General features: G+C 36.0%; 25 protein-coding genes and 1 tRNA gene. 17 read left to right on the top strand and 9 right to left on the bottom strand.

Features of this window, described 5'->3' with window-relative positions:
• Nucleotides 1-14: 14 nt before the first annotated feature.
• From rfaE1 to fliG, 8 genes are all read right to left on the bottom strand, one after another.
• Nucleotides 15-974 (bottom strand): D-glycero-beta-D-manno-heptose-7-phosphate kinase, encoded by a 960-nt coding sequence (gene rfaE1 / locus CHB58_RS03530; protein WP_089322725.1) that lies wholly within the window; start codon nucleotides 972-974, stop codon nucleotides 15-17.
• A 69-nt stretch (nucleotides 975-1043) separates the two neighbouring features.
• Nucleotides 1044-1130: transfer RNA gene (locus CHB58_RS03535), tRNA-Leu, on the bottom strand.
• Between the two features lie 43 nt (nucleotides 1131-1173).
• Nucleotides 1174-2316 carry an iron-containing alcohol dehydrogenase family protein gene (locus CHB58_RS03540; RefSeq protein ID WP_089322726.1) on the bottom strand — a complete coding sequence of 381 codons (1143 nt, stop codon included), beginning with the start codon at nucleotides 2314-2316 and terminating at the stop codon, nucleotides 1174-1176.
• Nucleotides 2317-2328: 12 nt separating this feature from the next.
• Nucleotides 2329-2934: a LysE family translocator gene (locus CHB58_RS03545; protein WP_089322727.1), complete on the bottom strand. Its 606-nt coding sequence runs from the start codon at nucleotides 2932-2934 to the stop codon at nucleotides 2329-2331.
• Nucleotides 2931-3734, bottom strand: coding sequence for an HAD-IIA family hydrolase (locus tag CHB58_RS03550; protein ID WP_089322728.1), 804 nt, complete (start codon nucleotides 3732-3734; stop codon nucleotides 2931-2933). Before CHB58_RS03550 ends, CHB58_RS03545 begins: the two co-directional genes overlap by 4 nt.
• Before the next feature lie 14 nt (nucleotides 3735-3748).
• Nucleotides 3749-4243 carry a flagellar motor switch protein FliN gene (gene fliN / locus CHB58_RS03555; RefSeq protein ID WP_089322729.1) on the bottom strand — a complete coding sequence of 165 codons (495 nt, stop codon included), beginning with the start codon at nucleotides 4241-4243 and terminating at the stop codon, nucleotides 3749-3751.
• Nucleotides 4185-5201 carry a flagellar motor switch protein FliM gene (gene fliM / locus CHB58_RS03560; protein ID WP_089322730.1) on the bottom strand — a complete coding sequence of 339 codons (1017 nt, stop codon included), beginning with the start codon at nucleotides 5199-5201 and terminating at the stop codon, nucleotides 4185-4187. The genes fliN and fliM overlap by 59 nt, the downstream gene beginning before the upstream one ends.
• A 16-nt stretch (nucleotides 5202-5217) precedes the next feature.
• On the bottom strand, nucleotides 5218-6267 hold the full coding sequence (gene fliG / locus CHB58_RS03565; RefSeq protein ID WP_089322731.1) for a flagellar motor switch protein FliG: 1050 nt from the start codon (nucleotides 6265-6267) through the stop codon (nucleotides 5218-5220).
• Nucleotides 6268-6379: 112 nt separating this feature from the next.
• On the opposite strand from fliG, the gene CHB58_RS03570 reads away from it, so the two are divergent.
• From CHB58_RS03570 to sixA, 17 genes are all read left to right on the top strand, one after another.
• Nucleotides 6380-8548, top strand: coding sequence for an IGHMBP2 family helicase (locus CHB58_RS03570; RefSeq protein WP_089322732.1), 2169 nt, complete (start codon nucleotides 6380-6382; stop codon nucleotides 8546-8548).
• Between the two features lie 11 nt (nucleotides 8549-8559).
• Entirely contained in the window at nucleotides 8560-12117 is a 3558-nt protein-coding gene (gene rgy / locus CHB58_RS03575; RefSeq protein WP_089322733.1) for a reverse gyrase, read from the top strand.
• On the top strand, nucleotides 12107-13144 hold the full coding sequence (gene mnmA / locus CHB58_RS03580) for a tRNA 2-thiouridine(34) synthase MnmA (protein ID WP_089322734.1): 1038 nt from the start codon (nucleotides 12107-12109) through the stop codon (nucleotides 13142-13144). Before rgy ends, mnmA begins: the two co-directional genes overlap by 11 nt.
• 3 nt (nucleotides 13145-13147) lie before the next feature.
• Nucleotides 13148-13585: a F0F1 ATP synthase subunit B gene (locus tag CHB58_RS03585; protein ID WP_089322735.1), complete on the top strand. Its 438-nt coding sequence runs from the start codon at nucleotides 13148-13150 to the stop codon at nucleotides 13583-13585.
• 11 nt (nucleotides 13586-13596) lie between these two features.
• Nucleotides 13597-14079, top strand: a complete 483-nt coding sequence (gene atpF / locus CHB58_RS03590; protein WP_089322736.1) for a F0F1 ATP synthase subunit B — start codon at nucleotides 13597-13599, stop codon at nucleotides 14077-14079.
• A 2-nt stretch (nucleotides 14080-14081) separates the two neighbouring features.
• Complete coding sequence (atpH, locus tag CHB58_RS03595; RefSeq protein ID WP_245807328.1) at nucleotides 14082-14609, top strand: ATP synthase F1 subunit delta; 528 nt, start codon at nucleotides 14082-14084, stop codon at nucleotides 14607-14609.
• A 17-nt stretch (nucleotides 14610-14626) separates the two neighbouring features.
• Complete coding sequence (gene atpA, locus CHB58_RS03600; RefSeq protein ID WP_089322738.1) at nucleotides 14627-16135, top strand: F0F1 ATP synthase subunit alpha; 1509 nt, start codon at nucleotides 14627-14629, stop codon at nucleotides 16133-16135.
• 15 nt (nucleotides 16136-16150) lie between these two features.
• Entirely contained in the window at nucleotides 16151-17014 is an 864-nt protein-coding gene (gene atpG, locus CHB58_RS03605; protein WP_089322739.1) for an ATP synthase F1 subunit gamma, read from the top strand.
• 11 nt (nucleotides 17015-17025) lie between these two features.
• Complete coding sequence (atpD, locus tag CHB58_RS03610) at nucleotides 17026-18471, top strand: F0F1 ATP synthase subunit beta (protein WP_089322740.1); 1446 nt, start codon at nucleotides 17026-17028, stop codon at nucleotides 18469-18471.
• Nucleotides 18472-18485: 14 nt separating this feature from the next.
• Complete coding sequence (locus CHB58_RS03615; RefSeq protein WP_089322741.1) at nucleotides 18486-18914, top strand: FoF1 ATP synthase subunit delta/epsilon; 429 nt, start codon at nucleotides 18486-18488, stop codon at nucleotides 18912-18914.
• 120 nt (nucleotides 18915-19034) lie between these two features.
• The gene (locus CHB58_RS03620; RefSeq protein WP_089322742.1) at nucleotides 19035-19442 is read left to right on the top strand and encodes a gamma-glutamylcyclotransferase family protein; all 408 of its coding nucleotides are present in this window, start codon (nucleotides 19035-19037) and stop codon (nucleotides 19440-19442) included.
• A 25-nt stretch (nucleotides 19443-19467) separates the two neighbouring features.
• Nucleotides 19468-19968 carry a hypothetical protein gene (locus CHB58_RS03625; protein WP_089322743.1) on the top strand — a complete coding sequence of 167 codons (501 nt, stop codon included), beginning with the start codon at nucleotides 19468-19470 and terminating at the stop codon, nucleotides 19966-19968.
• Nucleotides 19958-20683: a hypothetical protein gene (locus CHB58_RS03630; RefSeq protein ID WP_089322744.1), complete on the top strand. Its 726-nt coding sequence runs from the start codon at nucleotides 19958-19960 to the stop codon at nucleotides 20681-20683. The genes CHB58_RS03625 and CHB58_RS03630 overlap by 11 nt, the downstream gene beginning before the upstream one ends.
• A 13-nt stretch (nucleotides 20684-20696) precedes the next feature.
• A complete protein-coding gene (gene fbp / locus CHB58_RS03635) occupies nucleotides 20697-21626 on the top strand; it encodes a class 1 fructose-bisphosphatase (protein WP_089322757.1) in 930 nt (309 codons plus the stop codon).
• A gap of 5 nt (nucleotides 21627-21631) precedes the next feature.
• On the top strand, nucleotides 21632-22558 hold the full coding sequence (locus CHB58_RS03640) for a Ppx/GppA phosphatase family protein (RefSeq protein WP_089322745.1): 927 nt from the start codon (nucleotides 21632-21634) through the stop codon (nucleotides 22556-22558).
• A complete protein-coding gene (ppk1, locus tag CHB58_RS03645; RefSeq protein WP_089322746.1) occupies nucleotides 22494-24518 on the top strand; it encodes a polyphosphate kinase 1 in 2025 nt (674 codons plus the stop codon). Before CHB58_RS03640 ends, ppk1 begins: the two co-directional genes overlap by 65 nt.
• Nucleotides 24515-24994 carry a phosphohistidine phosphatase SixA gene (sixA, locus tag CHB58_RS03650; RefSeq protein WP_089322747.1) on the top strand — a complete coding sequence of 160 codons (480 nt, stop codon included), beginning with the start codon at nucleotides 24515-24517 and terminating at the stop codon, nucleotides 24992-24994. The genes ppk1 and sixA overlap by 4 nt, the downstream gene beginning before the upstream one ends.
• Here the strand turns inward: sixA and CHB58_RS09090 are convergent.
• Nucleotides 24947-25183 (bottom strand): hypothetical protein (locus CHB58_RS09090; RefSeq protein WP_219350063.1); only part of this gene is annotated, 237 nt, incomplete at its 5' end. The two genes, sixA and CHB58_RS09090, sit on opposite strands and share 48 nt — an antisense overlap.

The following is a 25183-nucleotide window of genomic DNA, read 5'->3' on the forward strand; positions in this document are numbered from 1 at the left end:
ATTGATAAGGGGGATTAATCTCCCCCTATTTCGTTTAACAGTTCTTCAGGTGTAACAACGGCTGTTCCAAGTTTCCCTACAACAATTCCCCCTGCGATGTTTGCAATCTCTGTTGCTTCTTTAACCGTTGCTCCGGCAGTTAGTGAAAGAGTAAATACACTTATAACTGTATCTCCTGCTCCTGTAACGTCAAATACCTGCTTTGCTTTTGCAGGTACGTGGTATTTAACATCTTTTCCTATAAGGCTCATTCCTTTTTCACTGCGGGTTATAAGTGCGTAATTGCATTTAAATTTTTCTATTATGAGTTTGCCGGCTTCTTCACTGTCTTTATCTGTTTCTGGATATATACCGACTGCCTGACAGGTTTCTTTTTTATTTGGTGTCATTGCTGTGATATTTCTGTATATTGGAAAGTTTCTCTCTTTAGGGTCAAGAGTTATTGGTATATCCTGTTTTTTCACTTTTTCTGTATATTTAAAAAGTTCTTCTGTTATAACACCTTTACCGTAATCTGAGATTATTATTCCGTCAAAGTTTTCAAAATTATCTAAAAAAGTTTCTATCACCTTTTTTAATGTGCTGCCTGTAAGGTACTCTTTTGATTCCCAGTCAACCCTTAAAAGTTGTTGTGCTCCAGCTATTATTCTCGTTTTAACCGTTGTAGGTCTATTAAAATCTTCTATTATGAACGAAGTATCTACTTTGTTACTTTTAAGAAGATTTTTTAAAATAGAACCTCTATCATCATCACCAACCACTCCAAGCATTGCTACTTCTGCACCAAGAGAAACTAAGTTGGCTGCTACGTTTGCCGCTCCCCCCGGTTTTATGTCTGTTTTTGCTGCTTCTACAACGGGGACAGGTGCTTCGGGAGATATTCTTTCAACTTTTCCAAAAATATATTCATCTATCATAAGGTCGCCGATAACAAGAATTTTTTTATTTTGAAAATTTTTTATTATTTTTTTCATTGAACCTCCGCAAAGAAGTGATAGGAGAATGATACCAGATAGATGACTGATTTGCGGAGAGAAATCTGATGGTGCGGGAGGCGGGATTTGAACCCGCACGCCCGTAAGGGCACTGCCCCCTCAAGACAGCGCGTCTGCCGATTCCGCCACTCCCGCAGAACCTGCGTAGCAACTAATATAGGCTTACGATTCTCCTGTGTCAAGGAGTATCTATCAAATTTTCAACAATAATTCTTATATCTTTTTCTGCAGGTATTCTTGGAAGGTTTCCCATAAGGAATCTTTTTGCCATGGCAAGGGAAACAAAGTTTCCTATATCACTCTCTGAAACGCCGAAAGAGCGTAAACTTTCAGGTTTTCCAAGGAATTTCAAAAAGCTTTCGATTTCTGATAAAACAGTTTCAAAATTTTCTGTTTTAAAACCGAAAGCTTTACCGATTTCAACAATCTCTCTTTCGGCTGCCAGTCCGTAAAATTTTAAGACAGGAACAAGAAACATGGCGATTGCAAGTCCGTGAGGAACATCGTACATAACTCCTAAAATGTGTGCAAGGGTGTGAACGAGTCCTGCACCAGCATCAGTTATCGCCATTCCACCAAAGAGACTGCCAAGCATTACCTTCTCTCTTGCTTCTATATCTTTTGGATTTCCGTATGCACGGGGAAGATACTGACCGATAAGTTTTATTCCTTCAAGTGAATAAAGTTTTGATATGGGTGTTGCTCTTTTTGAAACGAACGCTTCTATACAGTGGCTTAAAGCGTCTATTCCGGTGTTTGCTGTAACGTGTTGTGGCATTGTTACTGTTAGTTCAGGGTCATCGATGGAAAGAACAGGAAATATGTAACTGCTTATTATAGGTGCTTTTTTCCACTCTTTTTTGTTTGTTAAAACTGCGTAAGGAGTAACTTCTGAACCTGAGCCTGATGTTGTTGGAACTGCAACGATTGGTACGGTGGGGTTTTTGAAGCATTCAGGTACCCCTATAAACTCTTCTATCTCTCCTTCATTTTTCAGTGCTCCTGCTACGACTTTTGCAAGGTCAAGGACGCTTCCTCCTCCTATTGCAATAATGGCGGTAGGATTGAACTGTTGAAGTTTGCTTTTAAACTCTTTGGCTGTTTCTACAGAAGGGTCCTGCGGTACACCGCTGAAAACCTCTACAGTTTCAAACTGCTTTTTTAAGTAGTCAATGTACCCGTTCTTTATGGCGGATTTTCCGCAAATGATGGCAATTTTATCTGTATCAATTTTTAGCTGTTCTATCTCCTCTTTAATTTTTAAAAACGTTTTTCTTCCGAAAACGGTTTTTGTAGGCATAAAATGTTTAAATACTTTCATTTTTCTCCCCTTTTATCCTTTTAACAGTTCGTATGTTCCAAGAAAAATCAGGACAAAATTTGCAATTACGGTTATCTCTTTTTCAAAGCTCTGAAGCTTTGGTAATACCCTTTTGTTTCCAAATATAAGTGCTACAACGTTCCACATGACAAAACTTGTTATTACTATTTCAAAGCCGAATAAAAATTTTACTGGAATAGATGTTTCTGGAGGTATAAGCTGGGTAAAAACTCCAAGTAAAATCAAGGGAAGTTTAGGGTTTAAAATGTTGCAGAAAAATCCCTCTTTTATGCTGTTAAACTGCTTTTCTGTTTTTTCTATTTTTATCCCTGAAGCTTTTTTTATACTTAAAAGTCCTGAAATGCCTATATAGATGATGTATAGTGCTCCTATAGTTTTTACGATTTTAAAAAGCAGCGGGTTTTGTGAAAGTATGGCTATCCCAAGGATGGCTGTGGTTGTGTGGATGGTAAGTCCTGCAGTTATTCCAAGGTTTGTAGAAAATCCCTCTTTAAAGCCTCCGTTTATGGTGTTTCTTAAAACGAGGACAAAATCTGGCCCCGGTGTAAGAAGAAGAAGAGTCCAGATTACGAACAAAGATATGGCCGTTTCTATCATTCGTTTGCCTCTATGAGCTTTTCACACTCGCCTATATTGTTGAATATAAAGTCAGGTCTTAAATGCGGTTCTATTGTTTCAAGAATATCGGGACTTTTGTACTTTCCTGAAAGAACAAAAACTGTTTTAAATCCAACTGCTTTTTTCCCTCCTGCAAGGTCTGAGAAGGGGTCATCGCTTACCATAAACACATTTTCCGGATTTTTAATCCCGAGCATTTCAAATGCTTTATCAAAGTATAGCTTTGACGGTTTTCCAAAAGATGTGATATTACAGTTTCCTGCATAAGAAAGACAGGTGGCTATTGCACCGACACTGGGGCTTACAAGACCGTCTTTATCAAGGATTATTCTGTTCATGTGGTATGAGAAAAGTTTTGCTTTGTTTATTACAAGTGCTGATGTTGCTGTTTTTAACTTTTTAAAATCTACTGCTTTATCCCTGCCAACAACTACTGCATCAACCTTGTAGTCATCTTCAACAGCTATTCCGTTTTCTATGAAGAATTCTTTTATTTTTTCTGTTCCAAGAAAATAGATAGACTTTATATTTTCCTTTTTCAGAATTTCTACCGCCATAAATGAAGGAGACAGTAGTTTTCCCTCGTTCACATTAAATCCTTTATTTTTAAGTATATTTATAAGTTCATAAGGTTTTTCTGTTGAATTGTTTGTAGCAACTATCCACGGAATCCCAAGTTTGTCAAGTTTTTCCGTAAAATCAAGAGCTTCGGGAAAAGGAGTATAGGATTTATCTTTAACAAGTGTGCCTTCAAGGTCAAGGAGAAAACCGATTTGCATAAACTCCTCCGTTGTTAATAGTCCTCTATTAACTTTATTCTTTCTTCGGGGGTTATAATCTGTGTTATTTTTATTCCATACTGGTCTTCAACTATATAAAGCTCTCCTTTAGCAATAAGTTTTCCGTTTACTTTTATGTCAACAGGTTCACTTATATATCTGTCAAGTTCAACGATACTGTTAGGGTGAAGGTTAAGAATCTCTTCTAGTTTCATCTCTGTGCTGCCTATTTCAACCGATATTTCTACAGGGATGTCTGCAAGCAGTTCCATCTTTTCAAGTTCAGGACAGGCTACTGCCTGACTGCTTTTTTCCTCTTCAAACGCTTTTGACCAATCATCCATAATGTCAGCAGGAGTTTCTTCTTCATTTCCTTTTTCTTCAGGTTTATTCTCTTCCTGCTGGTTTAAAGCCTGCTCCCATTCTTTTGCAAGTTCTTCTTGTGAAGGTTCACTGCTGTTTATCTCTTGATTTTCCTGATTCTGTTGGTTTTGATCTTTCTCTGCCATTATCGTCCCTCTCAAAAGCTATCTCTTTTATAAGAGCTGCATATTTATCTCTCATTTTACCCATTTTTGCTTTAAATTTTGGTTTGTCTTCAACATAAACAAGTAGCAGGTCGTCCTTTCTTGTTGAAAGCTGTATCTCATCACCAACTTTCCAGTTTATAAGGTCTTTGACTTTTATTCTTTTTCTTTCAAGTTCAAGGTGTATTGAAAGATTTAGATGTTCAATTTTTTTGATAAGTTCTTTGTCCCATATAGGGTCTTTTTTTGTAAATCCTGTTTCTGAAAATATCATCTCTTTTATAGGAAGGAATAGATCTTGAGGAAAGCAGAAGAAAAATGGAGCTTCATATCCTTCAATATCCATATTACATTGAACAACTATAACTTTATCGTTTGGTGAAACTATTCGTGCAAGAGTGGGATTTAATTCTATAGATTTCAATTTTACTTCTACAGGGTAAAAGCCTTTCCATATATCTTCAAATGAAGATAGGGCGATTTCAACAAAGTCGCTTATGATTCTTGTTTCAAGCCTTGTAAAATCCCTCCCTTCCACTTTAAACGGTTTTGCTGGGCCGCCAAACATAACACTTATAATTACAAAAACAAGTCTTGAGTCAAGAACGAAAAGGAAGTTTTCTTTTAATGGTTTCATGGAGACAATGCTGTAACTTGATGGAAGTGGGATTTTGGACATGAAATTTTCAAATTTGGTTATATAAATACTGTCTTTATTTACCATTGAAATTCTTGGCACCAACCCTCTTATTCTTTCACTAAACACCTTTATCCATCTTTCAAAAATTATTTCAAGACCGGGAATGTCTCCCTTTTTTATATGTTCCAGCTCAGAAAAATCAAAAGGCCTTATCTTTTCTTCCTGCGTCTTAGTTTCTGTACTTTTGTCTTCTCCAAGTAAAGCATCTATTTCATCTTGAGAAAGAAAATCTTCTGCCACATTTCCTCCGTTCTACCTATAACATCTCTTCACTACCACCTATATCTATTTTACCCTCTGCTGCAAGCTGTTTTATGACCATAATAATTTTCTTCCGTGCTTTTTCAACATCAGATTTTCTAACAGGTCCAAGGGCTTCCATATCTTCCATAAGCATCTGAGCGGCACGTTTTGACATGTTTGAAAGGAATTTATTAACAATTTCTTCCGGTGCTCCTTTTAATGCAAGTATAAGATCATTTTTGTCAACAGCTTTGAGAATTTCAATAATGGCTCTATTATCAAGTTTAAGTATATCTTCAAACTTAAACATTCTTTCTTCTATTGAATCTGCAAGACTTTCGTTTTCTTTTCGTATGTCTTCAAGTATTTCAGTCGCAAGCTCTTTAGGGAGAGCGTTTACTATTTCAGCTGCTATATCTACTCCACTCAAGGTTTGTTCTTTTCCAGCTCCCACAGTTACTAACTCCTCTTCAAGAGCTTCAGTTACAAGTTTTAAAGTGTTTGTTGATATCTTTTCAAGAGTTGCAAGACGCTTGATAACTTCATCTCTAACGTTGGTTACTCCAAGTCTTTTTGGAAGATATTGAATTACCTCTGCTGCTTTTTGAGGTTTAAGTTGTGAAAGGACGATGGCTATAATTTGAGGGTGTTCTTTTTCTATTAACTTTGCTATGAATTTTGCGTCAAGCTTTTCAAGTTCCTTGAACACCATTTTCTTATTTTCTGCAAACATTGTACTTTCAAGAAGCTCTTTGTATTTTTCTGGAGGAAGTGCCTTTTCAAGAAGTTTTCGTAAGTTATCCGGGGCAACCTTAAGAGGAGCAAGTTGAGTTAATTTTCCATAAGCTTCTTCAAGTACGAGCTTAACCATTTCTTTGTTTACTGTGCCAAGTGAAAACATTGCTTTTACAAGCTTTTCTATTTCATGTTCTTTTAATTTTTTTAAAACATTTGCCGCTTCTTCTTCAGGTAATGTTAAAATAAGGATAGCTGCTTTTTGGGTTCCTGTAATTCTACCTGTTGATTTAACTTCTTCAGGTTTAGTTTGGGTGTTTTCAGCCATAATTCACCTGTTTTTCTGCTTTTGATTTCGAACATTATACCAGTTTTTGCGTATTGGATGTAAAAGAGTATTATAGTTTAGCACTTTATTTTTTGTTAGGAGAGAGGTAACTATGCCTATACTGATATCAGGAGTTGTTTCAGAAAAGAGATTATTACGGGAACTTAAAAAGCTTGGTTTAACAAAGCATGATGTAAGAAAGTTTTATTTTGCCAATACAAGTGCTCTTGTTTATTTGAAAGATGAATCCATGTGTAAAGTATATGAGGATCTTGTGCCGGATGAAAAAACGGAAGAGGAGATAAAAGCTGTTCACCAGTATGTTGAAAAATTTAAATATTTGATTGATGTTGAACGTTTGGCTGAGATGGAGTTTCAAGAGGAAGAGATCCGAAGACTTTCAGGAAGAGAGAGAGAGCTTCTTGGAAGGGCGATACTTGACCTTAAAGGTTCAAAAGCTGGTATGAAGTTTCATCTTCATCTTGTTAGATTCTGGAGAGAAAAACCTATTGAAACAGAGATAGGTACAGGAGATATTGTACTTGTTAGCAGGGGAAATCCTCTTAAAAGTGATCTTCTTGCAACTGTTTTAAGAGTAACAGAAAAAACTGTTCTTGTCGCTTTTGATAATAAACCTCCTCAGTGGGTTTTTAAAAAAGGTGTTCGTATAGACCTTTATGTGAACGATATAACATTTAAAAGAATGGAAGAGAACCTTGAAGAGGTTAGACACGCTTCTGGAAGGAAAAGAGAATTAAGAAATATTATATTAGATCTTCTTTCTCCTTCTCCTGCAGGGAAGGAAAGTTTTACTCCCATTGATAGAAGATTGAATGAATCTCAAAAAACTGCCGTTTCAAGGAGCCTTGCCTCTCCCGATTTTTATCTTATTCATGGACCGCCGGGAACGGGAAAAACAAGTACGGTTACAGAACTTATAGTTCAGCTTGTTAAAAGGGGAAATAAAGTCCTTGCGACGGCGGATTCAAATATTGCAGCGGATAATCTGCTTTTTAATTTATCAAAGCATAAAGGTTTGAAACTTGTGAGAATTGGACATCCTGCAAGAGTGCTTGAGGAGCTTGAGAAGTTTTCAATATTTGCACTTTTTGAAGAGCATGAGAAAAGCAAAATTATCAGGGAAGGCTGGGAGAAGGTAAGAGAGCTTATAGAAAAAAGGGAGCAGTATCTTAAACCTGTGCCGTCTCTCAGAAGAGGGATGAGTGATGAGGAGATAATTCATCTTGGCAAGAAAGGAAAATCTTTTAGGGGAGTGCCTGCAAAGAAAATTAAATCAATGGCTAACTGGCTTCTTGCAAATTATGAGATAGATATACGAATCAATGCCCTTAAGGAGATGGAAAAGCATCTATTTAATGAAATAATTGCAGATGCAGATGTTGTTGTTTCAACCAACTCAATGGTAAAGTCAGAACTTCTTGAAGGTTTTGAATTTGATGTTGCAGTAATTGATGAAGGTAGCCAGCAGGTGGAACCTTCAACACTTATTCCTATAATGAGAGCTAAAAGGTTTTTTATTGCAGGAGATCATAAGCAGCTTCCTCCAACAGTTACAAGTGAAGAGGCGAAAGAGCTTGAAAGAACGCTTTTTGAGAGGTTGATTCAGTCTCATAAAAATCTATCCTCTATGTTAACTGTTCAGTATAGAATGAATGAAAAGATTATGAGGTTTCCTTCTGAAGAGTTTTATGACGGAAAACTTGTGGCTGATGAAAGTGTGAAAAATCACACTCTTGCTGATTTTGAGCTTGATTCCCCTCCTGGAAGTTATAAAGATATTCTTGATGTTGCTCAACCTGTTGTATTTGCTGATACATCAAATATAAACGCTTTTGAATTTAAACCTTCTGGAAGTACTTCTTATGAGAACTATGAAGAAGCGATTATCTGCGTAAAACTTGTTTCAGCGCTGCTTAATATGGGACTTGATAGAAAAGATATAGGAGTAATTACACCTTATGCTAATCAGGTTAAATTGATAAAGGAACTTCTAACAGAGAGAGAAATTAAGGTTGAGGTTAATTCTGTTGATGGATTTCAAGGAAGAGAAAAGGAAGTGATAATCATCTCTTTCGTTAGGTCAAATGAGGAAGGAGAGATAGGCTTTTTAAAGGATGTGAGAAGGCTTAATGTTGCTATTACACGGCCAAAAAGAAAACTTATAGCTATAGGTAACAGTAAAACGCTTTCAACATTTCCTGTTTACAGGCGATTTTTAGACTACGTTAAAAAAGAAGGTAATTTTGTTGTTCTTGATTAATGGAGGGAAGTGTGAAGATAGCGTATTTTAGAAGGATGTGTCCTAACTGTGGAGGCATTATTGGAGATGATAGATTGTCTCTTGGCCTTGTATGTGAGAAGTGTCTTCCAGATGCAGAGAAAGAGATTACTATTAGGGAACTTTGCTCCATCTTAAAAAAGAAATCTAATGAAATCAAAAAACTTTGTGATGTGGAAAGCTTTGTTAATGAATTTCAAGAATTTTTTAAAGAGAAAACTGGCTTTTCTCCATGGTCTCTACAGATTGTATGGGCTAAAAGAGTTGCCCTTGGCCGCTCTTTTTCCCTGATAGCTCCAACAGGAATAGGTAAAACCACATGGGGTATAGTAGCATCTGCATTTCTTGAAGGTAGATCTTATATAGTTGTCCCGACTAAAATTCTTGTAGAGCAGATATTTGAAAGAGTTTCTGCTATTACTGACAAAAATGTTCTTGCATATACAGGGAAAAAGAGAGAAAAAGAGAAAATTTTTCAAGGAGAGTTTGATGTTTTAATAACTACTACAAATTTTCTCTATAGAAATTATGAAAAGATTCCTTCCAATTTCAAATTCATTTTTATTGACGATGTTGATTCTGTTTTAAAAAGTGGAAAGAATATAGATAAAATTTTAAAAGTTGCAGGATTTTCAGATGATGCTATTTCTACTGCTCTTGAAGTTATAACTCTTAAAAGTAAACTGGCATCTGTTAAAGATGAAAAGATAAGGGAAAGACTTTTAAAAAAAATAGCTTTCCTTGAAAAGAAGCTTGATTCTTTAAAAAAAAGAGTTGATACTGTTCTTGTCGTTTCTTCCGCAACATCTTCTCCAAAATCAAAACGAGTAAAGCTTTTCCGTGAACTTCTTGATTTTGAAGTTGGAAAAGTTTCAACAACTCTCAGGAATGTTGAAGATGTAGTTGTTTTGCCAGAAAAAGATATTTTAGAAGAAGGAATTAATTTTATTAAAAAATATGGAAAAGGAGTTTTTGTCTTTATAACTGAAGTGTGGGGGAAAGAGTTTGTTAATAATGTTGTTGATCTTTTAAATAGTAATGGCATTAGGGCTGTTTCTTATGAAAATTTTTCTGTTGAAAACTATGATGATTTCAGGAAAGGTAAAATAGAAGCTGTAGTTGGTATTGCCAGTTATAAGAATCCTCTTGCTCGTGGAATAGATATTCCAGATGCTGTAAGATATGCTGTTTTTCTTGGTGTTCCAGGGATGAAATTTTTGGTGGATTTCTCTCTCGCACCACAAAAGCTTTTTTCCATTATTCTTGCCTGTCGTGAATTCCTTGATGCTGAGAAAGTGGTTTTTTATTTAAATTACTTAAGAAAGTATAGATTTATGAAGGAAGAGGAGGTGGAAAAATATCCTGCATTAAAGAGCAAGCTGGAAGAGATATCCACTTATCTAAAAGAGAAGTTTGCAGATTCTGAATTTATTAAGAAACTTAAAGAGAGTGATTCTGTTTTTCTTACACAGGAAGATGGAAATTTGTATCTGATAGTGGGAGATGCTGTTGGTTATATTCAGGCTTCTGGCAGGACTTCAAGAATGTTTGCAGGAGGATTAACTAAAGGTGTATCCTTCCTTTTGGTTGATGATTTGAAAGCTTTTAATTCTTTAAGGAAAAGAGTTTCTATCCTTTATAAGGATATGGAATTTAAAGTATTTGCCAACAAGAAAGGGATAGATTTTGCCAATAGGAAAGGGTTGTCTTTAATAGATGAAGAAAGTCTTAAAAAGATTTTTGCTGAAGTTGATAAAGATAGGGAAAGAGTGAAAAGGATTTTGAAAGGTGAACTTGCCTGTGAGAGTCGCGAGCTTGTTAAAGCAACGCTTGTTGTTGTGGAGTCTCCGCATAAAGCCAGAACTATAGCTTCCTTTTTTGGTACACCTATGAGAAGAAGAATTGGAGATATAGATGTTTATGAAGTAAGTAGCGGAGATAGACTTTTTGCCATTACAGCTTCAAAGGGACATCTTTTTGATTTATCGGTGAAAGATGGAAGGTGGGGAGTTGTTGAGGAGAACAGTAGGTTTTTAACCGTTTACGATACCATTAAAAGGTGTTCTGTCTGTGGATATCAAACTGTAGAAGGATTCTGTCCGAAATGTAAAAAGAATGCTGATATTGACAGAAAAGAGACAGTAGAAGCTTTGAGAGATACTGCTATAGAGATTGATGAGATATTTGTTGCTTCAGACCCTGATACTGAAGGAGAGAAAATAGCGTGGGATGTTGGGATAAACTTAAAACCTCTGCATAGAAATGTGAAAAGAGCGGAATTTCATGAAATAACTCCGAAAGCGTTTATAACTGCTGTTAATAATCCGAGAAATGTTGATATAAATCTTGTTAAAGCTCAGCTTGTAAGGAGAGTTGCTGATAGATGGGTAGGTTTTTCTTTAAGTCAAAATTTACAGAAATTTTTTGGAAAAAAATGGCTTTCGGCAGGGAGAGTTCAAACTCCAGTTCTTGGATGGGTTATAGAAAGAGCTGATAAAAGTAAGGAAAAGAAGAAGAAGATTCTGTTAGTTCATACAGATATTCTTTCAATTACTTTTGAGAAAGTAAAGGAGATTTTTGACGGCGAGCATTATTTAAAGTTTAAACTTATTGAGAGAGGAATTGAAGAAAAGAATCCATTTCCTCCGTTTAACACAGGAGAACTGATAAAGGCAGCTTCCTATGAACTTAATTTTTCTGCTGATGAAACTATGAATCTTGCTCAGGAACTTTTTGAGCTTGGTTTTATTACTTACCATCGGACCGATTCTATAAGGGTGTCCTCTGCCGGAATATCTGTGGCGAAAGAATATATATGTAGTAAGTTTGGTGAAGAGTTTTTTAAACCGAGAGTTTGGGGTGAAGGTGGAGCTCATGAGTGTATCAGGCCGGTTAGACCTTTATCTGTTGATGAGATAAGGACATCTCTTATTTTTTCTTCTGTTTCCCTTTCTATAAAACATTTAAAGCTGTATGACCTTATCTTCAGAAGGTTTATGGCATCTCAGATGAGAGCTTTTGAAGTGAAATATTTTGATTATAAGTTTATCCTTGAGCCTGAGAATCTTGAAAAAGAGGAGAGATTTTATGGAGAAATTGTGAAAAATGGATGGAATTTGATTCTTCCTGTTATTCTTCCTCAAATTCCCAAAAATTTATTTGAGGAAGGAAAGATAAAAATACAGTTTCTTGAGGTGAAAGAGATACCAGTTGTTTATCCATTTACTCAAGGGGAACTTGTTGAGGAGATGAGAGAAAGAGGAATAGGAAGGCCTTCCACCTATGCCAAGATAGTTCAAACTCTTCTTGATAGAAAGTATGTTGTTGAGAGAGGTAAATTTTTGTATCCAACTTCCCTTGGAAGAAAAGTTTTTCAATATCTTTCTACAAATTTTCCTGATTATGTAAGTGAGGAGTTTACAAGAGAGCTTGAGAATCTTATGGACAGAGTGGAGAGAGGGGAAGTTGATTATCAAAAAGTAATAAAGGAGCTTAAAGCTGTTCTCAAGTTTGCTGAGATTATAGCTATGGAGGAAACAGTTGACAGGTAAAGATGTTCTTGTTGGTTTTAGTGGAGGTGTTGATAGCTTTTATACCTGCCATCTTTTAAAGGAGAAGGGTTATAAAGTTTATCCTGTTCTTTTCAGGTTTTCAGGAAAGGAGAATCTTGAAAAGGCAAAGTATTATGCTGAGAAACTGGGACTTAAGTTAAGCATTATAGATTACAGAGAGTTGTTTTATGAGAAAGTAATAAAGCCTTTTATAGAATACTATAGAAACGGCTTAACACCAAATCCTTGCGTCGTTTGTAATAGGGATATGAAGATAAAAATGCTCTACAATCTTTCAGAAGAACTTGGGATAAAAAATATTGCCACGGGACATTACGCAAGGACTGAATTTTCAGAAGATTTTCAAAAAAAACTTATTTTCAGGGGAGTTGAAAAAGGAAAAGAACAATCTTATTTCCTGGCAACAATTTTGCCGGAATTTATAGAAAAGTTAATTTTTCCACTTGGAGAGTTTACAAAGAAAGAGGTAATTGAGAAGGCAAAAGCTCTCGGATATCAATTTTTGTCAGAGAGTCAGGATATTTGTTTTCTTGAAGATGATATTGAAACCTTTTTAAGCCGCTACATCAAGCCGAAGAAAGGAAAGTTCGTTTTAACTTCAGGAGAAGAGGTAGGCTCGTTTTCAGCAATTTTTAAATACACTGTTGGCCAAAGGAGAGGTCTTGGAATTTCCTATAAATATCCTCTCTATGTTCTTTCTATTCTTCCTGAAAAAAATGTGATAGTGGTAGGTTCTAAAGATGAACTTCAAAAAAACTCTCTTTATATAAAGGATATTGTGCTTCATGTTCCATATGGGGAAATAGATTGGAACTGTGTTGATATCCAGATTAGATACAGGGGCAAAATAGCAAGGATTGAGAGAATAGAAGTGTTGAAAAATGGTATATTTTTTGTAAAATTACACGCGAGTTTAGATGCACCTACTCCAGGGCAGGTGTGTGCCTTTTATTTTAAAGACACACTCCTTGGAGGAGGAGAGATAACTACACTTGAGAGGGGTTAGGCTATGGAAGGAAATATTGTAAGTCTTAACGGAACCGTCATTATTCAGATGGTTAACTTCCTTGTTTTTATGGTGGTTATGGATAAGGTGCTGTTTAAGCCTATGATCACCCATCTTGCGAAAAGAGAAGAGGAGTTGAAGCTTTTGAGCATTGAAGCTGAGGAGCTTCGTAAAGCTGCTGAGAAATTTCTCCAGGAGTATGAGGCTATCATTGCCGAAGCAAAAAGGAAGGCGAAAGAGCTTCTTGATGCCGCTTTAAGAGAAGCTAAAGAGGAGAAGGATAAAATCATTGCTCAGGCTCAAGAAGAGATGCAGCAGAGAATTGAGAAAGCCAGAGCGGAAATCTGGGCTTCTTTTGAAGAAGAAAAAGCAAAGCTTGAAGAAAGAGTTGATGAGATTGCAAACGAAATTGTTGAAAAACTGCTTAAGAAAGCTGCATAAGGGGGTTTTTAATGGCATCAGAACTTCTCTGGAAAACGATAAACACCATAATTCTTGTAGCGATCTTTTACAAGCTTCTTAAAAAACCTATATCCAATATGTTGACAAACGGAGTTAACTCTGTAGCTAACCGCTACGAAGGTGCTCAACGGGAGAAGGAAGAAGCTCTTGAGCTTTTAAAGGAAGCGGAGAAAAAGGCTAAAGAAGCAAAGCAGGAAGCAGAGGATATTGTGAAGCACGCAGAAGAGGTAGCTCAAAGACAGAAGGAACAGATAATAAAAGAAGCTCAGGAGATAGCTAACAGGATTAGGGCAGAGGCTGATGAAGCAATACAAAGGGAAGTTATAAAAGCAAGAAAAGAGCTTCAAAAGTATGCTGCTGAGAAGGCTATTGAACTTGCGCAGGAAAAGTTAAAAGGAAAAGTTGATGAGGAATTTAACAAAAAGATTATCAAGACAAGCCTTTCCCAAATCGCTAAGGAGGGAGTGCTTTGAGAGTGGATGTTAGGAAAGCAAAAAAATATGCTAAGGAACTTGTGAATAAACTTGCAAAAGAAGAGCTTGAAGAAGTTCATGAGGAGCTTTACGAAGTAGTATCTCTTTTTGATGAGAAAGCTATAAAGTATCTTTCAAGTCCAGCGGTTGATAAGAAAGAAAAATTTGATTTTGTTAAAAAGATTCTTGATAAGCTTGATATCACTATTGAACTTAAAGAAGTTCTCCTTGAAATGGCAGAAAAAGGAGATTTCCATCTTATAAAGGTTGTTGAGCAAGAGTTTAAAAAGTATGTTGACTTTATTTTGGGAAGAGTTCAGGCGGAGCTTATAAGCACAACAAATCTTGATAAAGAAACATTGAAGTTTGTTAAAGAACAGGTGGAAAAAATCTCAGGTAAAAAAGTTGGTCTTAATGTTACTATTGATCCTTCTATTATAGGTGGATTTATAGTTAAAGTTGGGGATAGAGTAATAGACGCTTCCATTAAAACACAGCTTGAAACTATTAAAAGAGAACTTGCAGAATAATAGAGAGAGGTGAAGGGATGCAGGTGAGGTCTGAAGAAGTTTTAGAACTGATTAAGAAACAGATAGAAGAGTTTGAATACTCAATAAAATTTGAAGAGACAGGAATAGTAATAAAAGTTGGTGATGGTGTAGCAAGAGTTTATGGACTTGAAGATGTTGAGTATGGTGAAGTTGTTGAATTTGAGGATGGAACTGAAGGGGTTGCATTCAACCTTGAAGAGGACAACGTCGGTATAGTTCTTCTTGGAGAAGGAAAAGGTATTGTAGAAGGCGGAAAAGTTAAAAGAACGGGAAGAATTCTTGATGTTCCTGTTGGTGATGCACTTATAGGTAGAGTTGTTGATGCTCTTGGTAATCCTATAGATGGAAAAGGGCCAATTGATTATGCAGAAAGAAGAGCTGTTGAGAGGATTGCTCCTGGAATTGTTACAAGGAAGCCTGTTCATGAACCGCTACAGACAGGTATTAAAGCTATTGATGCTCTCATTCCTATCGGTAGAGGTCAGAGGGAACTTATTATCGGTGATAGGCAGACAGGTAAAACTACAGTTGCTATAGATACTATTCTTAATCAGAAAAGGGAAAACGTTATCTGTGTTTATTGTGCTGTAGGGCAGAAAAGGTCCACGGTTGCTCAGACTATAGAGCTTTTAAGAAGGCTTGGAGCTTTAGATTATACTATTGTTGTATCTGCTACTGCTTCTGAACCAGCAGCACTTCAGTATATTGCTCCTTTTGCTGCTGTTACAATTGCTGAATACTTTAGAGATACAGGAAGAGCAGCTCTTATCATTTATGATGACCTTTCAAAACAGGCTGTGGCTTACAGGGAGATGTCACTTCTCTTGAGACGTCCTCCTGGACGTGAAGCTTATCCTGGCGATGTTTTCTATCTTCATTCAAGGCTTCTTGAAAGGGCTGCAAAACTTAATGATAAGCTTGGTGCAGGTTCTCTTACAGCTCTTCCGATTGTTGAAACAAAAGCAGGTGATATTTCTGCTTACATTCCAACAAATGTAATTTCTATTACAGATGGACAGATTTTCCTTGAAACAAACCTTTTCTATAAAGGGCAAAGACCTGCTATTAACGTTGGTCTTTCTGTATCAAGGGTTGGTGGTGCAGCTCAGATAAAGGCTATGAAACAGGTTGCTGGAAAGCTTCGTCTTGAGCTTGCAAGGTATAGAGAGCTTGAAGCTTTCTCTCAGTTTGCATCTGACCTTGACCCTGCTACAAGGGCTCAACTTGAACGTGGTAGAAGAATGATGGAACTTTTAAAGCAGCCACCATACAATCCTATTCCGGTTGAAAAGCAGATAGTTGCTTTCTTTGCTGCAATTAATGGTTACATTGATGATATCCCAGTTGAAAGTATTACTAAGTTTGAAAGAGAACTTTACGCGTTTATGGATGCTGAGTGTCCGGAGATCCTGAATGAGATTCTTGAGAAGAAGAAGATAGACGAGGAGCTTGAGAAGAAACTCCATGAAGCTATAAAGAGGTTTAAAGAGACTTTTGAAGTCTAATGAGAGGGTATAACAATGCCAGGTATGAGAGATATTAAGAATAAAATTAAAAGTCTTAAAGGCACCAAGCGGATAACGTCTGCTATGAAGGCGGTATCCGCTGCCAAGCTTCGTAAAGCTCAATCAGAGCTTTATAGAATAAGACCTTACGCAGATGTTATGTCTGATATGATTAAAAATTTGTGTTATAGAGCCAATCCTGATGAGCATCCGATTCTTGCTAAACGTCCTGTTTTTAGAATAGAGCTTCTTCTTATAGGTTCTGATAAAGGACTTTGTGGTGCTTTTAACTCAAACATTATCAGAGCTGTTAAAAAGTTTGCAAAAGAAAAGAAAAGAGAGGGAATAGCTATAAGTTTAACAACAGTGGGAAATAAACTTTCTCAGTTTTTCACTAAACACTCTAACTTGAAGGTGCGTAAAGAGTATAGGGATGTTTTTAGAAGAATTGGTATTCCACTTGCTGAAGAGATAGCAGAAGAGCTTTACAGAGGTTACGTTACAGAATATTGTGATGAGATTTATGTTGTTTACAACAGATTTGTAAATCCGCTTGTTCAGGAAGTTACTTTTGAAAAGCTCATGCCTCTTGAACCTGAAGAAACCACTTTTAAATCTGAAGGTGAATACTATATGGAGCAGGATGAGTCTGTTATAGATGAAGCTGTGGAAGCGTATTTAAGAGCAGCTGTGTATAGGGCTTTAAAAGAATCGGAAACATCCGAACATGCTGCTCGTATGACTGCTATGGATAACGCTACAAAAAATACTGAAGATATGATTCATAAGTTAACCCTTTCATTTAACAAGGCAAGACAGGCTGCTATTACGAAAGAGTTAATAGAAATTACAACTGCTATTGAGGCAATGAAGAAATAGGGAGGAAGGTAATGGCTGAGCACAAAGGAAAGATAGTTCAAATTGTAGGACCTGTTATAGATGTTGAATTTGAAGATGGAAAGCTACCAGAGCTTTATCATGCTCTTTATATCCCTGATGTTAAGCAGGTAACGTGGGATGGAAAAGTTACTAAAGGGAAATTATATCTTGAAGTGCATCAGCACCTTGGTGATAACAAAGTAAGATGTGTTGCTTTTGGTGCTACTGAAGGGCTTAAAAGAGGAATGGAAGTTGTTGATACCGGAGATTATTTAAAAGTTCCTGTTGGTCATGCTACAAGGGGAAGGATTTTCAACGTTGTTGGAGAGCCTATTGATGAAGGTGGAGAAGTCAAAGCTGAAGAATACTGGCCAATTCATAGATCTGCTCCTCCTCTTACTGAGCAAAAGTCAACAGCAGAGATTTTTGAAACAGGTATTAAGGTTATAGACCTTCTTGAGCCTTATGCTAAGGGTGGAAAAACAGGACTGTTTGGTGGTGCTGGTGTTGGTAAGACGGTTCTTCTAATGGAACTTATCCATAACGTTGCCATGAAACATGGTGGTTTTTCTGTTTTTGCAGGTGTTGGAGAGAGGACCAGAGAAGGTACAGACCTCTGGCTTGAGATGAAAGAATCTGGCGTTCTTGAAAATACTGTTCTTGTTTACGGTCAGATGAACGAGCCTCCAGGAAATAGATGGCGTGTTGCCATGACTGGAGTTACAATGGCTGAGTATTTCCGTGATGTTGAAGGCCGTGATATGATGTTTTTCGTTGATAACATGTTTAGATTTATTCAGGCTGGTTCTGAGGTTTCAGCTCTTTTAGGTAGAATTCCATCTGAGGTTGGTTATCAGCCAACACTTGCAACAGAAGTTGGTGCTCTACAGGAAAGGATTACATCTACCACAAAAGGTTCTATTACCTCAGTTCAGGCTATTTACGTTCCTGCTGATGACTTTACAGACCCGGCTCCGTTTACTCTGTTTGCTCACCTTGATGCCACAACTGTTCTTTCAAGGGCGCTTGCAGAGCAGGGTATCTATCCAGCGGTTGATCCACTTGAATCAACATCAAGAATGCTTGCTCCTGAATATGTAGGAGAAAGACACTACAAAGTTGCAAGGGAAGTTCAAAGATATCTTCAAAGGTATAAAGAGCTCCTTGAAATTATTGCTATTTTAGGTATGGAAGAGCTTTCTGAAGAGGATAAGCTTGTTGTTCACAGGGCAAGAAGAATTCAGCTATTCCTTACTCAGCCGTTCCACGTAGCAGAAGTATTTACAGGAATGCCTGGTAGATATGTTACTATTGAAGAGACTATTGAAGGTTTTGAAAAGATTGTTAATGGGGAGCTTGACCATCTTCCAGAAAACGCGTTTTACATGGTTGGAAATATAGAAGAGGCTATAGAGAAAGGTGAAAAACTTATGAAAGAAGCAGAAGCTAAAGCTTAAGAAGGAGCTGATTGATGGCTGTTAAGAAAGGTTTACATACAGTTGATTTAAAAATAGCATCTTTAACAGGTAAGCATTTTGGTGGTAAAGCAAAAGAAGTTTATGTAGATATGGATGATTCAATGATAGGTGTTTTACCTGCCCATCAACCTGAATTTTACAAGTTTAATGCTGCTTCAGTTTCTTTTATTAACGAGAATGGAGAAGAAGAAAAGTATTATGTTTATGACGGATTTCTTGAGATAGAGCAGGATCAGGTTCTTGTTGCTGTAAAAGATATTTATAAACCTGGTGAAATTACTGTTGATGAAGTAAAAGAAGAGATAAAGTCTATGGAAAAAGAGATAGAATCTCTTCCTGAGGAAGAGGTTGATAAAAAAAGAAAGCTTGAAGAAGAACTTGAGAAGAAAAAGGTGTTACTTCAAAAGTTGATGTTTTCTTAAAATTGTAGATGAGATTTTAAAAGCCCCTCTCAAGAGGGGCTTTTTTTATATATGGTTGTTTTGTTTACTTTTAAGATGTAGAATAAAATAAACAGTTTTTATATATAAACGAGGAAGGGTATGTTTCATCTTCTTTTTGTCTATGGAACATTAATGTCTGGTTTCTCTGCTAACATTTTTCTTTCAGATACAAGTTTTGTAGGTTATGGAATTCTCTATGGCGGAAAATTAGTGCATTTAAAGGAGGGGTATCCAGCTGTTGTTGAAGGAAATGGAAGAGTTTTTGGAGAGGTTTATCAGGTAGATTATTCTACACTTAAGGCTATTGATTTTTTTGAAGAATTTTTTGAAGATTTTCCCAGTCATAGTTTATATTTGAGGGTTAAAAAGCCTGTTAAATTACTTCCTTACAATGATTTTGTTGATGCATGGGTTTATTTTTTAAATTCCTCTTTGGTATCCATTGATTATATGGAAATTCTCTCAGGTAATTGGCGAGAGTTTCTTAAGAAATTTTTAATGATATAATAACAAGATATAATTAGAGGTTTTTATGTTTGGTTTTCTGAAGAATTTTTTCCAGTCGGAAAATAGAGATGCTGTAAAAACGATATCGGATCTTCTGGAAAAGCGTTCTAAAGAGATAGAAACTGGTGAATGGATTGCTCATGCTATTGTTTCTGCTGATGGGTTGACCGTTTATTCAAAGGTAAAAAATAAACACTATAATGTTGATAGATTATTTCCTTATGGTGTAAAAATTTTTGATACTGTTGCCAAGTTTCATGAAAAGTCCAAAGCATCTCTGAAAGATAATATTTTTAAGCAGCCTGAGGTTGTTGTTTATAGAACGGAATCTATGGAAGAAGTGTTTATATTAAAAAACAGGAGTGCTGGGCTTGATATATATCTTATATGGATTTGTGATCCGACTCTTACCTCTGCTGGATTTTCCACAGATAAAATGATGGTAAAGCTTTCTTCATGGCTTAAAGACGTTTCGGTGGAACTTAGAAAGATGATAGAGAGAAGGAAAGAAAAATATGAAACTTGAAGAGATTCTTTTTGGCCTTATAGGAACAGGAGGTTGCTGGAAAGTTTTTTTAAAGACAGGTGAGGGAGAAGGTAGCATTTACATTCATAACGGAAATATAATTAGAGTTGAGTATAAGAATGCTTCTTCTGAGCTCAAAGGAGAAGACGCTCTAAAGACAATTATTAAAAATTCTCCTATTGTGAAAAGTGTTGATTTACAGCCATGTAAGCAAAAGGTAGAAAAAAATATAGATTGTGATTTTTCTCTTTTAATGTCTCTTTTTGAACAGTTTAAAATGGAAGAAGATGCTTTGGAAGCTATTTCAGAAATAGAAACAAATATTCAAAATGTTTATGAACAGATAATAGTTGATTCTGAAAAATTTAAGGAGGTTCTTGAGGTTTGCTCAAATATATTTTCTGAAGGTTCTATGGATGTTCTTCTTTTCTTTGATAAAAACGGTGTTCTTAAAATAGAAGGTGTTATGAAAGATGCTGATATTGATTTTAGGGAGGGATTTTCAGTTTTTGTAAATGCAGCAAAGGAGGTTTGTAAAGATTCCGAATATATAGAAATTATCTCAAATATTGGAGAGAAATTTATTTACGGACTTTACAATTTAAAACTTGAAGCAGGGCTTGTTGCAGTTTTTGATATTATAGAAAAAGCAAATTTTGAACTTGATCAGGATCTTATAAGAGAAGCTTTTGAAAATGTTTTTAAAAAACTTTAGGAGGTGACAGGTGATACCTTTAATAACATATCTTTTTCAGAAAGCTGTGGAAAATCCGTTGATAGATGATGATCTTGTTCTTATAATAGGAGAAATAACTTCAGCCACAAAAACAATTGCAGGAAAAGTAAGAAAAGCAGCTCTTCTTGATATTCTTGGTTCTGCTGAGAAAGTTAATGTTCAGGGAGAGGTTGTTCAAAAACTTGATGAACTTGCAAACAGTATTATTACTGATACCCTTAAATGTACCGGAAAAGCCTGTATGCTTGCTTCTGAAGAAGTAGAGGATTGTCTTATTCTTTCAGATACAGGTTATTCTATCGCTTTTGATCCTCTTGATGGTTCTTCAAATATTGATGTTAATGTCAGTATAGGGACGATTTTTTCCATTCATAAAGGGGATATAAAAAAACCTGGTAAAGAACAGATAGCTGCTGGATATGTGATATATGGGCCAAGCACTATGTTAGTTCTTGCGCTTCCCGGGTTTGTTTCTGTTTTTATTCTTGACCCTGAAAGTGGAAACTTTATTCTTGTTGAGGATAACTTTAAAATGCCTGAAAAGGGGAAAATTTATTCAATTAACGAGGCTAACTATAACAAATGGGTGGATGATGGCTTAAGAAAATTTATAGATAGCTTAAAAGAGGAGAAGTATACTTTAAGATATGTCGGTTCAATGGTTGCCGATGTTCACAGGACCCTTTTTAAAGGGGGAATTTTTATATATCCTGCAGATGTTAAAAATAGAAATGGTAAGTTAAGGCTTCTTTATGAAGCAAGTCCTATGGCTTTTATAATTGAAAATGCTGGCGGTCTTGCAACCACAGGAGAAAAACCGATACTTGAGGTTGTTCCTGAAAAACTTCATCAGCGAGTTCCTGTTATTCTTGGCAGTAAATATGAAGTTGGAAAATGTATTGAATATTTAAAAAACGGATAGATAACTTGGAAACGGTAGCTATTGTAGATATTGGCTCTAACACTGTAAAACTTGCAGTTTACAAGGTGGATTTTAAAAAGAAGAAGTTTAAACAGATATTTAAGGAGTCGGCTTATATTCGGCTTCTTGATTGTGTTGATAATGATGGTTATTTAACTGAAGAAGGCTTTATAAAAGCACGGGTTGCTCTTGAGTCTTTTAAAGACAGATTGTTTTATTTTAAACCTTCTTGTGTTATAGCTTTTGGAACGTATGTATTAAGAGTGATAAAAAATCGCGAGCAGTTTCTTTCTAAAATGGCAGATCTTTTTGAAATAGAAGTTCTTTCAGGTAAAGAGGAAGCCTACTATTCTACTCTTGGGGCTTTGCTTGATATAAAGCAGAAATGTTTTTTAACTTTTGATATAGGTGGCGGGAGTCTTGAAGTGTGCAAAATTAAAGACAGGCAAATAAAATGTTGCAAAAGCTATCCACTTGGAACTCTTGAGTTTAAAGATTGCGTTGATGGAAATTCCTACAATATTTTGTGTGTAGAAGAGAAAGTGGAGAAATACGTAAAGAAAGATAAAAATATTTTTGGGGAATCGGAAAAACTTGTTGGTATAGGTGGGAGTATCAGAGCTATAAAAAAAATTACAGGAAAGCGAAAAATAAAGAAGAAACTTTTAAAGCAAATAATAAAGGAAATTCAGGAGACTTCTCCTATTAGGTTGACAGAAAAGTATAAAATTCCAATAGAAAGGACAAAAACAGTTTTGGTGGCAGCGGTGGTTGGACTTAAACTTATGAATATATTTAAATCTAAGGAACTGTTAATTTCAAAGTACAGTATAAGAGAAGGTATTCTTTATGAAAAGGTGGTGAAAAATGGGGAAAACGGCAGATCTTGCCAGTCCAAAACTTCTAATAAACAGGGAGTTGAGCTGGCTTGAATTTAATAGGCGAGTTCTTGAAGAATCTGAAGATGAGAAAAATCCACTCCTTGAAAGAGTGAAGTTCCTTGCAATATTTTTCACAAATCTTGATGAGTTTTTTATGATAAGGGTTGCTGGTTTAAAACAGCAGATTTCTGCTGGTATAACAAAACCTTCACCTGATGGATTAACCCCAAAAGAGCAACTTAGAAAAGTTTCTCAGAAAACAAGAACTCTTTTGAAAGTGGCTTCTGCTCAATATAAAAAATTGATAAGGGAGTTAAAAGCAAACTCTATTTTTATTCATAGATATGATAGACTTAACAAAACTCTTAAAAAGCTTGCTGATAAATATTTTTATGAATTTGTTTATCCTGTTCTTACGCCACTTGCTGTTGACCTTACTCATCCTTTTCCCCATCTTTCGAATCTAAGTTTTAACGTGATTGTTGAGATTCACGATGAAGAGTTAAAATTCGGCCTTGTCCCTGTTCCTAAAAATCTTCCCCGTTTTATAAAGTTAAAATCGGAGAATGGGGAGCTTCACTATATCCTTCTTGAAGACCTGATAATTCATCATATAGACAGTCTTTTCCCCGAACAGAATATTACAAATGTTGCAACCATAAGAATAACCAGGGATGCTGATATAGTTATTCAGGAAGATGAGGCAGATGATCTTTTTGAAGAGATAGAAAAAGGGATAAGAAAGAGGAGATTTGGAAAACCTGTAAGACTTGAAATGAACAACTGCACCGAGTATATGATAAACTTTCTAAAAGATGAGCTTGAGCTTCATGAAGAGGATATTTTCCATCTTAATATGCCGTTAAACCTTTCAGATCTCTGGGAAGTTTACGAGATAGATAAGCCTCATTTAAAGTTTCCTGTTTACACTCCTTATTATCCAAGCATTTTCAATATAGATATCTTTTCTGTTTTAAAAATGAGAGATGTTGCTCTTTTTCATCCTTACGAATCAATAGATCCTGTGGTGGAACTGATAGAAGAAGCTGCAGAAGACCCTAATGTTCTCGCCATAAAACAAACACTTTACAGGGTGGGAAAAGATTCTCCTATTGTTGAAGCTCTCAAAAAAGCAGCCCAGAACGGTAAAGAAGTTGTTGCAGTTGTTGAGATAAAAGCTCGTTTTGATGAGGAAAGTAATATTACTTGGGCAAAACAGCTTGAAGAAGAAGGGGTTCATGTTGTTTATGGTGTTCCTGGACTTAAAACCCACGCAAAGCTTTTAATGATAGTAAGGAAAGAGGATGATACTTTAAAAAGGTATATTCATATAGGCACGGGAAATTATAATGTTTCAACAGCTAAAATTTACTCTGATATAGGATTTATGACGACAGATTCTGTCATTGGAGAAGATGTTTCAAAACTCTTTAATGTTATGACCGGCTACTTTCATCCGCCGGAACTTAAAAAGATATATATGTCTCCGATTACATTGAAAAAGAAAATTTTAAGCCTTATAGAAAGGGAGATGGAAGCTGGAGAGAAGGGTAGAATTGTTGCAAAGATGAACTCTCTTGTTGATCCTGAAGTGATAAGGATGCTTTATAAAGCTTCTATGAAAGGTGTGAAGATAGACCTTATAGTTAGAGGAATCTGTTGTTTGAGACCTGGAATTGAAGGAGTAAGTGAAAATATAAAAGTCATAAGTATAGTTGGTAAATATCTTGAGCATGCAAGAATCTTCTACTTTAAAAATAAAGGTGATGAAGAAGTTTATATAAGCAGTGCTGACTGGATGCCGAGAAACTTTCACAAAAGAATAGAATCTCTTGTTCCAATAGAATCTCCTGAGCTTAAGAAGTTTTTGAAGAATATTCTTGAAATTCAACTGAAGGATACAGCAAAAGTGAGAATTTTACAGTCTGATGGAACCTACTACCGTCCCGAAAAGAGGGATTTCAATTCCCAGGAGTATTTTGAAAAGTGGATAAGAGAGGTGAAAGTATGAGAAAAATATTCCTTATAAGACATGGAAAGGCTGTTGATAGGGAAGAGTGGATAGGTGATGACTGTAAAAGGCCTCTCACAGAAGAAGGGGAAGAAGAATTTAGAGAGTTTGCACAAAAGATAAAATATTTGTTTCCTGATGACTTTATTATTGTTTCAAGTCCGTGTGAAAGAGCCTTAAAAACGGCTCAAATTTTAAAGGAAATAACAGGACAGAAGCTTAAAATTACAGAACTACTAAAGCCTGATGCTGAGGTGGAAGATTACCTTGAAGTTCTTGAAAAGTTTGACGGAAACATTGCAATAGTTGCCCACGAACCTGACCTTTCAATTTTCATGAATGAGCTTTTGTGTATCAATCCATCCAGAATAAAGTTTAAAAAAGGTGGAGTGGCTAAAATTATAGAGAAAAAGGGAAGATATTTCCTTTCATTTTTCATTACTCCTCAGCTTGTTTTTAAACTTTTTGATTCTTAACCTTTTGATATAAATTCTCGTTAGGTAGGGGGTGAGCACATTCTCCCCACCCTTTTCCAATACCCCCAGCCTATTAGCCACCACAAAAACATCCTCAAGCAGCACAACAGGGAAACAAGCAACATTAAGATTAAACAAACAATCCCACTTACTCTTTAAAACCTCAAAAGGCGTTCTCCCATTCATACC

It is taken from the genome of Desulfurobacterium atlanticum, assembly GCF_900188395.1.
Lineage (GTDB): Bacteria > Aquificota > Aquificia > Desulfurobacteriales > Desulfurobacteriaceae > Desulfurobacterium_A > Desulfurobacterium_A atlanticum.

Coding starts and splice junctions, on each gene's coding strand:
- atpF (WP_089322736.1), top strand. CDS start 13,597: ATGGCATCAGAACTTCTCTGGAAAACGATAAACACCATAATTCTTGTA.
- fliN (WP_089322729.1), bottom strand. CDS start 4,243: ATGGCAGAGAAAGATCAAAACCAACAGAATCAGGAAAATCAAGAGATA.
- CHB58_RS03545 (WP_089322727.1), bottom strand. CDS start 2,934: ATGATAGAAACGGCCATATCTTTGTTCGTAATCTGGACTCTTCTTCTT.
- CHB58_RS03585 (WP_089322735.1), top strand. CDS start 13,148: ATGGAAGGAAATATTGTAAGTCTTAACGGAACCGTCATTATTCAGATG.
- CHB58_RS03570 (WP_089322732.1), top strand. CDS start 6,380: ATGCCTATACTGATATCAGGAGTTGTTTCAGAAAAGAGATTATTACGG.
- rfaE1 (WP_089322725.1), bottom strand. CDS start 974: ATGAAAAAAATAATAAAAAATTTTCAAAATAAAAAAATTCTTGTTATC.
- sixA (WP_089322747.1), top strand. CDS start 24,515: ATGAGAAAAATATTCCTTATAAGACATGGAAAGGCTGTTGATAGGGAA.
- atpD (WP_089322740.1), top strand. CDS start 17,026: ATGGCTGAGCACAAAGGAAAGATAGTTCAAATTGTAGGACCTGTTATA.
- atpA (WP_089322738.1), top strand. CDS start 14,627: ATGCAGGTGAGGTCTGAAGAAGTTTTAGAACTGATTAAGAAACAGATA.
- CHB58_RS03550 (WP_089322728.1), bottom strand. CDS start 3,734: ATGCAAATCGGTTTTCTCCTTGACCTTGAAGGCACACTTGTTAAAGAT.
- CHB58_RS03625 (WP_089322743.1), top strand. CDS start 19,468: ATGTTTGGTTTTCTGAAGAATTTTTTCCAGTCGGAAAATAGAGATGCT.
- fliG (WP_089322731.1), bottom strand. CDS start 6,267: ATGGCTGAAAACACCCAAACTAAACCTGAAGAAGTTAAATCAACAGGT.
- CHB58_RS03540 (WP_089322726.1), bottom strand. CDS start 2,316: ATGAAAGTATTTAAACATTTTATGCCTACAAAAACCGTTTTCGGAAGA.
- CHB58_RS03615 (WP_089322741.1), top strand. CDS start 18,486: ATGGCTGTTAAGAAAGGTTTACATACAGTTGATTTAAAAATAGCATCT.
- CHB58_RS03630 (WP_089322744.1), top strand. CDS start 19,958: ATGAAACTTGAAGAGATTCTTTTTGGCCTTATAGGAACAGGAGGTTGC.
- atpG (WP_089322739.1), top strand. CDS start 16,151: ATGCCAGGTATGAGAGATATTAAGAATAAAATTAAAAGTCTTAAAGGC.
- ppk1 (WP_089322746.1), top strand. CDS start 22,494: ATGGGGAAAACGGCAGATCTTGCCAGTCCAAAACTTCTAATAAACAGG.
- CHB58_RS03620 (WP_089322742.1), top strand. CDS start 19,035: ATGTTTCATCTTCTTTTTGTCTATGGAACATTAATGTCTGGTTTCTCT.